General features: G+C 67.5%; 10 protein-coding genes. 7 read left to right on the forward strand and 3 right to left on the reverse strand.

All coding sequences use genetic code 11. From position 1 onward, the window contains the following. Window positions 1-33: 33 nt before the first annotated feature. Together AC2RP6_RS07035 and AC2RP6_RS07040 are read right to left on the reverse strand one after the other, a co-directional pair. Window positions 34-1,155 carry a hypothetical protein gene (locus AC2RP6_RS07035; RefSeq protein WP_486445398.1) on the reverse strand — a complete coding sequence of 374 codons (1,122 nt, stop codon included), beginning with the start codon at window positions 1,153-1,155 and terminating at the stop codon, window positions 34-36. Window positions 1,156-1,289: 134 nt separating this feature from the next. Continuing rightward, window positions 1,290-2,276, reverse strand: a complete 987-nt coding sequence (locus AC2RP6_RS07040) for a phosphotransferase family protein (protein ID WP_486445399.1) — start codon at window positions 2,274-2,276, stop codon at window positions 1,290-1,292. Between the two features lie 422 nt (window positions 2,277-2,698). On the opposite strand from AC2RP6_RS07040, the gene AC2RP6_RS07045 reads away from it, so the two are divergent. From AC2RP6_RS07045 to AC2RP6_RS07070, 6 genes are all read left to right on the forward strand, one after another. Then, window positions 2,699-3,361 (forward strand): GNAT family N-acetyltransferase, encoded by a 663-nt coding sequence (locus AC2RP6_RS07045; protein WP_486445400.1) that lies wholly within the window; start codon window positions 2,699-2,701, stop codon window positions 3,359-3,361. Window positions 3,362-3,517: 156 nt separating this feature from the next. Beyond that, a complete protein-coding gene (gene valS, locus AC2RP6_RS07050; protein WP_486445401.1) occupies window positions 3,518-6,070 on the forward strand; it encodes a valine--tRNA ligase in 2,553 nt (850 codons plus the stop codon). Between the two features lie 372 nt (window positions 6,071-6,442). After that, window positions 6,443-6,799, forward strand: a complete 357-nt coding sequence (locus tag AC2RP6_RS07055; RefSeq protein WP_486445402.1) for a hypothetical protein — start codon at window positions 6,443-6,445, stop codon at window positions 6,797-6,799. A gap of 111 nt (window positions 6,800-6,910) precedes the next feature. Continuing rightward, window positions 6,911-8,779 carry a nitroreductase family protein gene (locus AC2RP6_RS07060; RefSeq protein WP_486445403.1) on the forward strand — a complete coding sequence of 623 codons (1,869 nt, stop codon included), beginning with the start codon at window positions 6,911-6,913 and terminating at the stop codon, window positions 8,777-8,779. A gap of 118 nt (window positions 8,780-8,897) precedes the next feature. Then, the gene (locus AC2RP6_RS07065) at window positions 8,898-9,797 is read left to right on the forward strand and encodes a hypothetical protein (RefSeq protein ID WP_486445404.1); all 900 of its coding nucleotides are present in this window, start codon (window positions 8,898-8,900) and stop codon (window positions 9,795-9,797) included. Next, window positions 9,794-10,963 carry a JmjC domain-containing protein gene (locus AC2RP6_RS07070; protein WP_486445405.1) on the forward strand — a complete coding sequence of 390 codons (1,170 nt, stop codon included), beginning with the start codon at window positions 9,794-9,796 and terminating at the stop codon, window positions 10,961-10,963. The genes AC2RP6_RS07065 and AC2RP6_RS07070 overlap by 4 nt, the downstream gene beginning before the upstream one ends. A 103-nt stretch (window positions 10,964-11,066) precedes the next feature. On the opposite strand, the gene AC2RP6_RS07075 is transcribed toward AC2RP6_RS07070, so the two are convergent. After that, the gene (locus AC2RP6_RS07075) at window positions 11,067-11,948 is read right to left on the reverse strand and encodes a hypothetical protein (RefSeq protein WP_486445406.1); all 882 of its coding nucleotides are present in this window, start codon (window positions 11,946-11,948) and stop codon (window positions 11,067-11,069) included. A gap of 251 nt (window positions 11,949-12,199) precedes the next feature. Here AC2RP6_RS07075 and AC2RP6_RS07080 point away from each other — a divergent pair, with 251 nt between their 5' ends. After that, complete coding sequence (locus tag AC2RP6_RS07080; RefSeq protein WP_486450246.1) at window positions 12,200-12,658, forward strand: NUDIX hydrolase; 459 nt, start codon at window positions 12,200-12,202, stop codon at window positions 12,656-12,658. Window positions 12,659-12,660: the final 2 nt, after the last annotated feature.

A 12,660-nucleotide genomic window follows, 5' to 3' on the forward strand; every position in this document is an offset into this window, starting at 1 on the left:
ACCCCCGCGGGGAGGCCAGAGTCTCGGCTGACATCACGTACGCGACAAAGAACTCGCCTCATAGCGGAGCTGATAGGCGCGCACCCCACCGCCGCTCATCCGATAGATCGTTATCGCCGACAGGAACTGCTCCTTCACCTCCAGCGTGCGGCCCCGCTCCTTCTCGGCGATGTCGCTGATCCAGTCCTCCACATGCTCCGGCAGCTTGAACGCCAGCTCATACGCGCTCTCCGCACTCAACGGCGACAGGGTCCACTCCGCCGAGCCGCCGCTGCCCCGCCGCCGGATCCGCACCGCGTGGTCAGGCTGGGCATCCGCATACGCCACGAACGCATGGTGATCGTCGGCGGCCAGCGGCAGGATGAACGGAGCCGCCGGAAACCCGAGCAGCAGCTCAGCGTCGCTGCGCTGCTGCATAGCCGCGACGAAACTCGCAATGGTAGCGGTCGCCTCTTGCTTAAACTTCCCCTCAGCGACCGGAACCGCTGGCAGCAGATGGTCCGGTGCGGTACCCAACGCCCTTCGCAGCTCGGTACGGAGCCACGTTATCGGGAACGGCTCGGACGGCCCCAGGTGCTTCTGCGCCTTGTCCAATGTCCACGCTGTCGTACCAATGGCCCCCAGCAGCCAGGCGAACGACGCGCCGGAGAGATCCACCAACGAGAGCTGATGGGCAAGCGCGTACTTCTGCGCTTCAGCGGTGAATCCGTTCGCGGAGAACAGGGCGTACGAATACTGGTAGCGCTGCCGCGGCCGCCTCCCGGCATGCGTCATGAAGTTCTCGTTCACGTCGTGCACGACGCCGTGCGCGTTTCGCACGATCTCCAGCCCGACCCTGTCCTTGTAGAACTTCGCCTCAAGAAAGAGCCGCACCGGCATCGAGAACGCCGGCGTGAACGCGAACTCGCCCAGCGCGTCCACCTGATGCAGTGCACCCCGCCCCCGGACCCGGAGCGTGTCACCCTGACTCACGAGCTCCACGGGATCCTGGTCCTCGTGCACCAGAAGCCGGTAGCCGGAGAATCGCAACAGCCAGGCCAGCGACTCCTCCAGCAGATACCCCCGCAACGCCGAATCCCTGGCCACGTTCTTCCCCTCCGCAACACGATCACGCCATACCACCAGTGATGATCTCACCGCTGGTGACCAGGTCATGGGCTGGAGCGTCGCCCCAGCCATCCCAGTCAAGGAAGGCCCAGGGCTCAGACGGTCAGGCTTCGGCCAGAAGAGCCGCCCGAACGGCAGCATGAGGTCCTTCTACGACACGCGCCGCTCCAACCGGACCCATGTCAAATCACCCACTTCTTTCGCGCGGCAAGCCACCGCAGAACGACCTCGCCGCTCCAAGTTTGGTGCTGTCGAAGAAACGGCGATCCGAAATCGTGAGGTGGCTGGGCTCCTGAAACGAGGAAGAAGCCGGCAAGGGCGGCCAAAGCGGCGTCCAGCTGCTCTGCTTCAACAGCCTGGGCCGTGGGATGGCGGGCGAAAAGCGCCGATGCGTCGTACCCATCAGCGAATGCAGTTGCCAGAAGCAGCACAAGATCGAACCAACTTGCGCCAAGGCAGGGCCAGTTCCAGTCGCAGATCCAGGCCGATCCACTGGTGTCGAGCAGGACGTTGTCCTGCCGGAGGTCATGGTGCAGAACCGCGGTGCCCGCGGTAGCCTCGCGCCATCCAGCCTCCAGGTCGGCCAGTTGATCCAAGAGATGAAATGGCGTCCAGGTCGGCAGTAGACGGTGCTCAGTGGCGCCTCCCGTGAGGGCGCGCCAATCGTCGAAGTCTCCTCCGTCGCCCACTGGTTTGAGCCCCGTTTGTAGAAGCTGGGCAGACGGATGAGCGAGCGCCTCTGCCGTCGTGGCCCATGCATCCAACGCGGCCGACAGCTCCTCGGGCTTCCAGGGTTCACTGGGCATACGCCCCCCGAGGACGGCGTCGAAACCCAGGACAACCCATCCGTCCTCCTCCTCATGCCATCGCAGACGGGGAGCCGGCACTTCGTTGGGTAGCGCCGTGTTGATCAGCGCCTCGCGCCGGTAGCAGTCCGCGATGTGCAAGGAGTCGGCACTGTTGACGGCCTTCACGAACTGAGCATCGCCATCTGAGCGGATCACGGCGGCAAAGCCGCGGGTGAACCCGCTTCCAGAGCTCTGTCCAGCCGATACTGGGCCGCTGAACCGCCGACCGATCAGAAGACGGACAGCCTCGGGAAGGTCCTGCCATCCGGGGCGAATGGCAGTGGAACTGTAGTGCGGGCGTGGGGTCACTGTGGCCAGCATCTCCTCAGAGTGCAGCAACCTCGTGGCGCTACGCCAACGAGATTGAGGGGAGCGGCACGCGCAGCCCACACAACGTGACGCCACGACCGCGAGGAAGGACGATGTGAGCACACCGACGCTTCTCAGGCGTAGGTCTTGGCGGAGCGGTGGTAGTCGAAGTACTCCAGGAAGTGCGCTGAGCCAGCATGCGCCAGCAGATCCCCCGCCTCGCCGGCAACCACCCCTACCAGGCTGAGCAGCCTTGCCTCGGCTCTGGTCCGGGGCCGTCCTTAGGTCGTCTTCTCTGTATCACGACAGCCGCATCGCCCATTCGGGCGAATCTCGGCCACGCTTCAGGCGAATCTCGGAAGGGCTCGGCACTTCCGTCACCGTTGGATGTAGCTCAAGTGGCTCGGCGAATGGAGTCGTGGACAGACTGGATTGTGCTGATCGATTACTGGCCGCTACTGGGCCTGCGGCTGACGACGCCCCGCCTGGTGCTTCGCCTGCCCAACCCGGATGAGCTCGCGGAACTGGGCGATCTGGCATACCAGGGTGTTCATGATCCATCCCAGATGCCATTCAGTAGCGGCTGGACGGATCAACCCGGCGCCGACCGAGCGCGCTCCATGATTCAGCACCAGTGGCTGCGACTCGGGAACTGGCGACCGGAGGACTGGTCCCTCAATCTCGCGGTCTTCCTTGAAGGCCGTCCCGTGGGAGTGCAGGCCCTGGCTGCGAGACGCTTCGCGCTGGTGAGGGAGGTCAACACCGCCTCGTGGCTGGGACTGACGTTCCAGAGTCAGGGAATAGGCACGGAGATGCGAGCAGCCGTCCTCCACCTGGCGTTCACGGGACTGGGGGCCGAGTCAGCGACCACTGGCTCGTTCATGGACAACAGCGCTTCACTGGCGGTCTCCCGCAAGCTGGGATACGCCACCGACGGCATCGAACGACGTGTCGTTCGTGGGGATGTCGTCATCCTGCAGCGGCTCCGGCTGTCACGCAGTACATGGCAGACGACCGTGACTCCGGTCACCGAGATCACGGGCCTCACCCCGTGCCTGCCACTTTTCGGCCTACCCCCACAGCAAGCGCCTGGCTGACTGCGCACCAGCGGCCCCGCTCCGACCTCGCATCTCAGAGGTCCAGGCCCGCCACGCTCGTCCGACAGCACTCTCATCACACCGCCATCGTTGGCCTGAACTACGCTATTCGATAAGGGAATTACGGACCTCCACAGCCCGATACCATCTACCGTCATGACGACCGCATCTCCTCGCCAGGGCGTACCCGACAAACCCACACTCGACGGCCTTGAGGCCAAATGGGCTCCGACCTGGGACGAGCAGGGCGTATACGTATTCGACCGCACCGCGCCTCGCGAGCGGGTGTACTCGATCGACACGCCTCCGCCCACCGTGAGCGGCTCCCTCCACGTCGGGCACGTGTTCTCGTACACCCAGACGGACGCACTCGCACGCTTCCACCGGATGCGCGGCAAGGCGGTCTTCTACCCGATGGGCTGGGACGACAATGGCCTGCCGACCGAGCGCAGGGTGCAGAACTACTTCGGCGTGCGGTGTGACCCCTCGCTGCCGTACGACCCGGACTTCACTCCGCCCGCCTCTCCAGGCAAGCAGCAGGTCCCGGTGTCCCGCCGCAACTTCATCGAGCTGTGCGAGCGGCTCACGGTGGAGGACGAGAAGGTTTTCGAGAGCCTGTGGCGCCGGCTGGGGCTCTCCGTCGACTGGAATCACACCTACCAGACGATCGACAGCCGGGCGCGTGCCATCTCCCAGCGCGCCTTCCTGGCCAACCTCGCTCGCGGCGAGGCGTACCAGGCCGAGGCTCCGACACTGTGGGACGTGACGTTCCAGACCGCAGTCGCCCAGGCCGAGCTCGAGGACCGCGAGCGCCCCAGCGCCTACCACCATCTGCTGTTCAGGGCAGAGGCAGGGCCGGCACTGGAGATCGCCACGACACGCCCCGAGCTGCTGCCCGCCTGCGTGGCAGTCGTGGCGCATCCGGACGACGAGCGCTACCAGAAGCTGTTCGGCACCACGGTGCGGACGCCGGTCTTCGGTGTCGAGGTGCCTGTGGTGGCCCACCGCTTGGCCGACCCTGAGAAGGGCACGGGTGCGGCCATGATCTGCACCTTCGGCGACACCACCGACGTGGTGTGGTGGCGCGAGCTGGACCTTCCCACCCGTTCGGTGATCGGGCGGGACGGCCGGTTCGTACGCGAGGCACCGGCCGCGCTGGAATCCGACGCCGCGAGGACCGCGTATGCCCAGCTCGCCGGGGCGACGCCGCACACGGCCCGGGAGCGCCTGGTGGAGCTGCTCCGCGCGGACGGCAGCCTCGTCGGCGAGCCGCGGCCCTTCAACCACATGGTCAAGTTCTACGAGAAGGGCGACAAGCCCCTCGAGATCGTCACCAGCCGCCAGTGGTACCTGCGCAACGGCGGACGCGACGCGGAACTCCGGCAGAAGCTGCTGGAGCGCGGCCATGAGCTGAACTGGCACCCCGAGCACATGCGGAACCGGTACCAGTCCTGGGTGGAGGGACTTGCCGGGGACTGGCTGATCAGCCGACAGCGCTACTTCGGCGTACCCGTTCCCGTCTGGTATCAGCTGGATACCGACGGCAACCCGACTGACGAGCTGATCGTGCCGTCGCAGGACGCGCTGCCCGTGGACCCCAGCAGCGACACCCCGCCCGGCTTCACGCCGGACCAGCGGGACGTCCCCGGCGGCTTCACCGGCGACCCGGACGTGATGGACACCTGGGCCACGTCTTCGCTGACACCGCAGATCGCCGGCGGCTGGGGCCACGACGACGACCTCTTCCAGCGTGTCTTCCCGATGGACCTGCGCCCGCAGGCCCATGAGATCATCCGCACCTGGCTGTTCTCCACCGTCGCCCGGGCCGAGCTGGAACACGACGCGCTCCCCTGGGCCCATGCCGCAATCAGTGGCTGGATCCTCGACCCCGACCGCAAGAAGATGTCCAAGTCGAAGGGCAACGTCGTCACCCCGCTGGACCTTCTGGACCAGCATGGGTCGGACGCAGTGCGGTACTGGGCAGTCTCGGCCCGGCCGGGAACGGACACCGCCTTCGAGATCGGCCAGATGAAGATCGGCCGACGTCTGGCCATCAAGATCCTCAACGTGTCGAAGTTCGTGCTCGGCCTCGGTGTGGGGGAACGGCGCGCTGCGGTGACCAATCCGCTGGACCAGGCGCTGCTCGCACGGCTCGCAGACGTCGTGGACGAAGCGACGGCTCAGCTGGAGGCGTACGACTACGCCCGGGCGCTCGAGACGATCGAGCGGTGCTTCTGGGCGTTCTGCGACGACTACGTGGAGCTGGTGAAGACTCGCGCCTACGGAGGAGGGGGCGAGGAGGCCGCCGCGTCCGCGCAGGCGACCCTGTCGACGGCGCTGTCGACGCTACTGCGGCTCCTCGCGCCGTTCGTACCGTTCGCGACCGAAGAGGCGTGGAGCTGGTGGCAGCAGGGCTCGGTGCACCAGGCTCAGTGGCCCAGCGGGACGGAGCTGCGGGAGCAGTGCCTGAAGGGAGACCCTCAGCTCCTGGATGTCGCCGCGGAAGCCATCGCCGCCATCCGAAGGGCCAAGAGCGCAGCTCAGGTCTCCATGCGAGCTGAGGTGGCCAAGCTCTCGGCACACGGGCCGGCACCATTGCTGGCCAGCCTTCGCCAGGTGAGCGGAGACGTGCAATCTGCCGGGAACATTGGCGAGGTGGATCTCGAAGTGGCCGAGAGTGAACTCCTCACCTACGAGATCACCATGTAACTCACGCTGAAACGACAGACGGCGTTGCCGCCCCTAACGTGGGGCCGGCAACGCCGTCTTGCGTTACGGGCAACAGGAGTTGACCGGTTCGCAGTGATCCCGGCCGGAAGGATTCCGGCCATGCCGGATAAGGGCGCCCAATGCACTGCACAAGGAGCGGATGTCCGTACTAGAGTCTCCGCCCTGTGACAGCCAGTCACCACACGTGTGCGTTGAGGCCGGGTGGACGGAGCACGTCCGGCTCGATGGCCCACGTGTGCCGTGCAAGCGAAGCTCCAGTCCACTGCTGACACATCACGAACCACCCCCGCAGGGGTTCTGGATCCGCCAGCCTCTGCGGTCGACCTGTGGAAGGTGCCTGTGAAGATCGCGGTGCAAGACCCCGGAAACAACGCCACCTACGTACTCGACCCGGAGCTCCTGGGCGAGTTCACGGTCGAACCGGCCCAGCTCGGCGAGGGTGCCGACGTCGTGTTCGTCCTGCCGTCGAAGACCCTGTGCGAGCAGGTCCCCGTCGTCGCGGGCACCGGCTCGGCCGACCCCTCCATCCTGATCTCCGACCCCGACGGTGACCGGCGGTGGCTGCTGACCCGCTCCGCCCTGGAGCGCTTCGCCGCCGACGGCCAGCCGCCGGCGGACGCCGTCTGGTTCTCCATGCCCGACGCGAGCGCCGGCATCTACTCCGCGGTACCCCTGTTCCGCCGCGCCCTCGTGCAGAACAGCTCCTGAGGCACCAGGGCCCGCGGCAGCAGTGCTGCCGCGGGCCCGCCGCGTCCCGGATCCGGCACTCAGGAGGACTTCCACCACATGGACAGGGTTCGCATATTTCCCGCACGGACCATGGCTCCCCAGATACAAGCCGACGCTCGATGGGTCTCCGTCGACGCCGCGACCCGCCAGGCGTACGTCCTCTCCGGCAAGGACCGGGAGTGCGCCCTGCTCTCCTGGATCGCCCAAGGCGAGGATCGCGAGGCGAGTGAGGAATTCACCGCGGCCGCCAGGGCTCTCGGCATCTCGGCTGCCTGGGAGAGTCCGGAGGCACCGGACTTCCTGGCCCACTACCGCCGTCTGAACCTCGACTACCCCTTCCTGGACTACAGCGTCGAAACGAGCCACGAGGCGGACCGGGCACTCATGGACGGCTACGCGGCGAACGGTGGGCCACCTCCCGTCGCGACCCCGCGCCCCGGTCCGAGCACTGTTCTGCCCGAGGATCCGCTCCCCGTCGGACCCCGCAGGGTTCCCGACGTCGGCCTCCTGGCCTCGTGGCTGGCCGCGGCCGGGCGGATCACCGGACGGCGACAAGGCCGACACGGCCCCATCGTTCTCAAGAGCAGCCCCTCCGGCGGTGCCCGGCACCCCACGGACCTCGGCGTGGTCCTCGGGGACGGGTGGCCCGCGCCGTTGCGGGGATCGTGGTGGTACGACGGCGACCGCCACACGCTGGTCCGCGCGGAAGCCGCATTCCCCGTGACGGCGCCCCTCCCGCCGTCGGGCGCGGCGTTCATCGTCTCCAGCCATGTCGAGCGCGCCATGTGGCGCTACCGGGACGTACGTGCCTTCCGGCCCGTCCTCATCGACGCCGGCCACGTACTGGAAACGCTCGACCTGGCCCTGCAAGCCACCGGCTGGTCCACCGCCTGGCTTCCGATGCCGTCCTTTACGGGACCGGACCCGATTCTCGGGCTGCTCTTCGCCACACCGGAACCGGCTCTCGTGACAGGAGGACCACCGCCAGCTCCCGAGATCAGGCCGACGGTCCCGGACACCGAGTACCGGACCAACCCCCTCCTGTCCCTCATCCCGCGGGCCGACGGCCTCTACGCCCAGGTCCACTCCGAACGGCAGGGCCTGGCCAGGCTCACGCCCGAGACCGTTACCGCCCTCGCCTACGCCAACCCCAGTACGCGCGGTGACCGCCCCTCCCGGCCGGCCGAGATCCGTGAGAACAGCGGCGCGTCCCCGGCGGAGGTCGAGGAGCTGGTAGCGGCCCGGGCCCTTCTCCCCGCAGACGAAGCCATGAGGCTCTGGGAGCAGTCCCGACCGTGGATCGAGTCCAGCTGGTTCCCCTCGCTCCTGGTGCACGCCGAGGCAGCCGGCGAAGCCCAGGCGAAGAAGCACCGAACGACGACCTCGGCCGCACTGGCGCCGCCGGTGCCCTGGTCCCAACTGCCCGCTGCCCTTGCTGCGCGGCGAACCCACCGCGCCTTCTCCGAGCTGCCACTCACCAGAGGAAGCCTGGACACTCTGCTCCTGATCCTGGCGACCGTACGGAGCGAAGTCCGGCTCAGCCTGCTGTACCCGAACCACGTCCTGGAGACCGGCACGTACCAGCGCACTGACGGCGGCTGGGCGCGGGTCGGACCGGCGCCCACTCCCGATGCGATCCAGCGCGCGGCCATAGGACAGCCTTGGACAGCAGGTATATCGGCGGTGGCTTGGCTCGTCCCCCGAACCACGGAACCTGGCAGCGTGTCCTGGCAGAGCGCGCTCATCCAGTGCGGGCGTGACGCACAGCGCATCGCCCTGGGCCTGGCGACGGATCCGTCGTGCGGTGTCTTTCAGAGTCCGGCTCTGGTGGAGCATCTGCTGGAGCCACTGACTGGGCTCGGCACCGTCCACGACGGAGCCTACCTCGTAGGCGTGGGCAGGACCCGAACGACCAGCCCCGATGCCGGAGCACATGGGGGTGACGCAATTGAGCACTGAGCCCTCAGGGTGGGCCGTCTCCGAACGATCCGACGGAACATGGGACGTCGTGGAGAACACGACGTGCACGGCCTATCAGGTCAGCAGCGCTATCGGTACGCGACTGTGGCGAGAGGACGTGCTCTGGCCGCTCCCTCTGCACCAGGCCCTCGGCATGGTCTCCAGCCCGGCCCAGAGGGTCGACGAAGATGTCATGCCGTTCGTCGACCTGCTTCTCGCGGGAGGTACGGTCCGCTACCACACGGTCGACCCGGCGGTTCAACGATGGCTCCGGACGGGTCTCGCTGCCGCGGTACCCGTCCGCCGACGGACCGCCGACGTCCTCGTGCGGCTCGACCGCGCCGCTCGGGCCGACATGTTGCACCGGTCATTCGCCGGCGAACGACCCGGCGTCCGTTACCGCATGCCCGGTGATCCCCAGTGGCACGCGCTGGCGGGCCACCTGCCCGCTCTGCCCCCGCTCGCCACTCCCCCGTACCGTGGGCGGTTCGTCGCCCTGCACGCCGCACTGCTCGTGCCGGCCCCTGGCCAAGCCCTCCTCGTCTGCGGCAACCAGAAGGCCGGCAAGACGACCGCGGCACTCTGGGCCCGCGACGCCAGGCTCGCCTCCATCGCCACCGACGAGGTCGTACTGCTGGACTCGTTGACCGGTGTGGTCTTCGGTGTCCCGCTCCCGATCGCAGTACGGTCCGGCGAGCAAAGAACCTCCGTGCCGCTGCCGCAGGAAGCGGGAACGTACCTCGGCGCCTCACTGCCCGCTGCCGTGGTGATCCTCCTCCCGGAGCAGGAGCGAAGCTGTCCGGGCGCCATCGAGACGGCTGGCGACGAGGAGGAGGCCAGGTCGTGGCTGGTGGAACACCTCCGAGACGGGGGCGCCAGCCCGGCAGACCTGCATCGGAGCAGCCGTGAGCTGGCCTCCCGAGTCCCGGTGCACCGGCTGCGTGTCTCCCCATGGCCGGGTCTCGTCGCCGACCTCGAGTCTCACCTCTCCGCCTTACTCAAGACCTTGGAGCGATGACCGTGACGCCACACGCCGTGCATCGGCTGGACGAAGTCGACCGACTGACTATCCGCGTAGGCGTCGTTCCCGACAGCCTCGTCGCCCTCATCGACGCGGCCAACAGCGCTGCCGTCGAGCGAGCCGCCGAGCGCCTCCGTCTCATTCTGGGTGACACTGTGGTGGCGAGCCTCGGACGGCCCTGCGAAGCCCCGTCGCTCGGAAGGGGTGCTGATGACGCCGGCTGGCTGCCTGGCCGCGCTGAGTTCGAGCGCTGGCTTACGGCTGAGCCACGGCTGATCGCCGGACCTGGTACGGGAGCTAACGCGGACATGGAGCTCCGCGACGCCGACGGGAAGCTGCCCGGCGACCGCTTCGGCAACCGGCTGGAACCGGACTCCGACACCTTCCAGATGGACATCCATCGGGTCAGGCGGGCACTGGACGGAGGAGTCACCCTCGGAGTCCGACAGTTCGACCGCTGGTCTGCGGCCCTGGCAGTGCTCATGGACGATGTCGTCGCCGTGTCCGGAGCTGATGTGTTCACGAAGCTCTTCATCTCCGCCGGCACGACAAGCGTCACCGGATGGCACTCCGATCGCCAGGACGTCATCGCCCTGATGCTCTGGGGCAGCAAGCGTTTCCAACTGGGCGGCTGGGACACCCCGGAGGGAGGACCCGCCTCCCGAGTCGTCCTCGACGAGGTACTGAAACCCGGGGACTGCCTGCTCTTCCCTGAGGGGCATCCCCACCAGGCGATCCCGCTCGGCGACGACAGCGGGCTCCTCTCCATCGCCCTCCTCCGGCACCACAACTGGATCTCCCGGAACCAAGTGCCGGCCCACCTCGGTGTGGCCGAGTTCCCTCCGAACGAGGCAACCTATCGTCGGCTGCTGCGATCAAGGCTCCCGCTCTCGGCGGAATCGGTGCGGCTGACCGACGGTACGCTGCTTCGCACACGGATACCGGGAGGAATCGAGCTGCTCGGCACCACCCCGGACGGCCAGGTCGCGTTCGCCGCTGCCGACGGCGTCTTCGCGGCGAGCCCGGACACCGTGGACCTCCTCGCCTCCGTTCACGCATCGTTCCCCATCAGGCTCGACGACGCAGCACGACCCGGGGAGCAGCAGGCCGCCAACCGCGTTCGTTCCCTCATCGAGATGGGGCTGGTGGTTGCTGGGCCGTAGGGCTCCTCCGCACTCCCTCGGTGTCCCGTTCAAGATCCCGACATCCCCTGTCCCATGGCCCAGCGGGTGCTGGCCCTCGGCCCCCCGGTGTGTACCGCAGCTCTCAACCAGAACCTGCGGGCCCTCCACCTGCCTCAAGCTCAGCCATCAGATGCTCGGCCGCCTTCCGGGCCGGCTCAAGCAGAGGGTCCTCCGCGCATGCGTGAGGCCCGACGATTTTCGACAGGAAGAACAACGACATCAGCTTGCCGTCCCGGCTATCCAAGTCCGCCCGCCTCTCCCGGTGGACACGGTCTGCGAGCTCCGGGACGGCAAGCGCATTCCCCCACAGCGTTGCGGCGTCCAGGCCCCGGGGCGCCATCCCCCAGTCCTCCCAATCGACGATGGAGAACTTCGGGCCCATCACGTTGGCCCAGGTCAGATCCGCATGAGCAGGCGCCCACCGCTCGATCCGCGTATCGGCCACGCCGGGGAAGACAGCCCCGAGCATCCCCGTCACAAGCTGCTGCGTGATCGTCACCGTGTCCGGTGTGGCGATCCTGGGCGTCTGCTGCTCAGCGAGCGCGTCCAGCGAAGCGTTCAACTCCGCCCACCACGCATCTGGCAAACCCGGATCTGCGACCACCCGGGCGCCGCTCGCTACGGACGGCGAAGCGATCAACTCCAGCTCGTCCGCACGCCACATCACCGGCTCGCCCGGCTCGCGCCACGCCATACCGCAGTACCACTCGGGCATCGCGATCTTCTGCAACACAGCAGCTGCCTCGGTGCCATTCCAGCCCTGCGGGCCGATCCGCTCGAACCCTCGGCGCTCGATCCGCACCCATGTGCCCCGCTCCGTAGGAGCGCCCAGGGAACGGCGCTTGCGGATCAGTGCCTGCCTGTTCAACCGAACATGCAGGGCCTGTTCCACGCGCTCCAACACTTCGTCGATCGGCTGACGACGGAGATCCACGCGGGCAGCGACGGGCAGGGACGCAGTCATCACGGCCTCCTGGGCGAGCGGAAGACGCGCAGGTAGAAGGCGGAGGATGCAGGCCTGGACATAGATCCAACTCCTCCATCACAAGGGTGATATCACCACCGCGATGTGCGCGAGTTCCTATCAGTATCAGACCCTGGGGCACGCCCGACTCCAGTCGGAAGCGAACCTCATATGCGGGCCTTGCACAACCGGGTCAGCCGTACTTCGGCAGGGGCGCATAGGGAATCCCAGAGAGGAACGAGAACAAGGTGATCACCAAGCGGAACGCACGAGCCATCCTGTTGGACGGCGACGAGCTCGTGCTGATCAAGCGGACCAAGCCCGGCCGGGAGCCCTACTGGGTGGCGGTCGGCGGGGGTGTCGAAGCCGAGGACGCGAGCATCGAGGACGCGCTGCACCGCGAAGTGTTCGAGGAACTCGGCGGCAAACTGAGCCGGGCAGAGCTCGTGCACCTGATCACCGACTCGCTGGACAACGGGCTCGGTGTACAGCACATCTTCGCCGCCCGCCTGGACCAGATGGACATCCAGGCACGTACCGGCACCGAGTTCGACAAGCCCGAGCGGGGCGGTTACGAGGTCGTGCGCGTGCCGTTCACCGCGGAGGCGATCCGGCAGCTGAACCTCATGCCGCCGGAGCTGGCCCACTTCGCCGCCAGCAACGTCGAGGCCATCAAGTCCGTGCTCGACACCCAGATCCGCGCGTCCTGAGC

Source organism: Streptomyces sp. WAC03905, assembly GCF_057371075.1.

Coding starts and splice junctions, on each gene's coding strand:
- AC2RP6_RS07060 (WP_486445403.1), top strand. CDS start 6,911: ATGGCTCCCCAGATACAAGCCGACGCTCGATGGGTCTCCGTCGACGCC.
- AC2RP6_RS07070 (WP_486445405.1), top strand. CDS start 9,794: ATGACCGTGACGCCACACGCCGTGCATCGGCTGGACGAAGTCGACCGA.
- AC2RP6_RS07075 (WP_486445406.1), bottom strand. CDS start 11,948: ATGACTGCGTCCCTGCCCGTCGCTGCCCGCGTGGATCTCCGTCGTCAG.
- AC2RP6_RS07040 (WP_486445399.1), bottom strand. CDS start 2,276: ATGCTGGCCACAGTGACCCCACGCCCGCACTACAGTTCCACTGCCATT.
- AC2RP6_RS07035 (WP_486445398.1), bottom strand. CDS start 1,155: ATGACCTGGTCACCAGCGGTGAGATCATCACTGGTGGTATGGCGTGAT.
- valS (WP_486445401.1), top strand. CDS start 3,518: ATGACGACCGCATCTCCTCGCCAGGGCGTACCCGACAAACCCACACTC.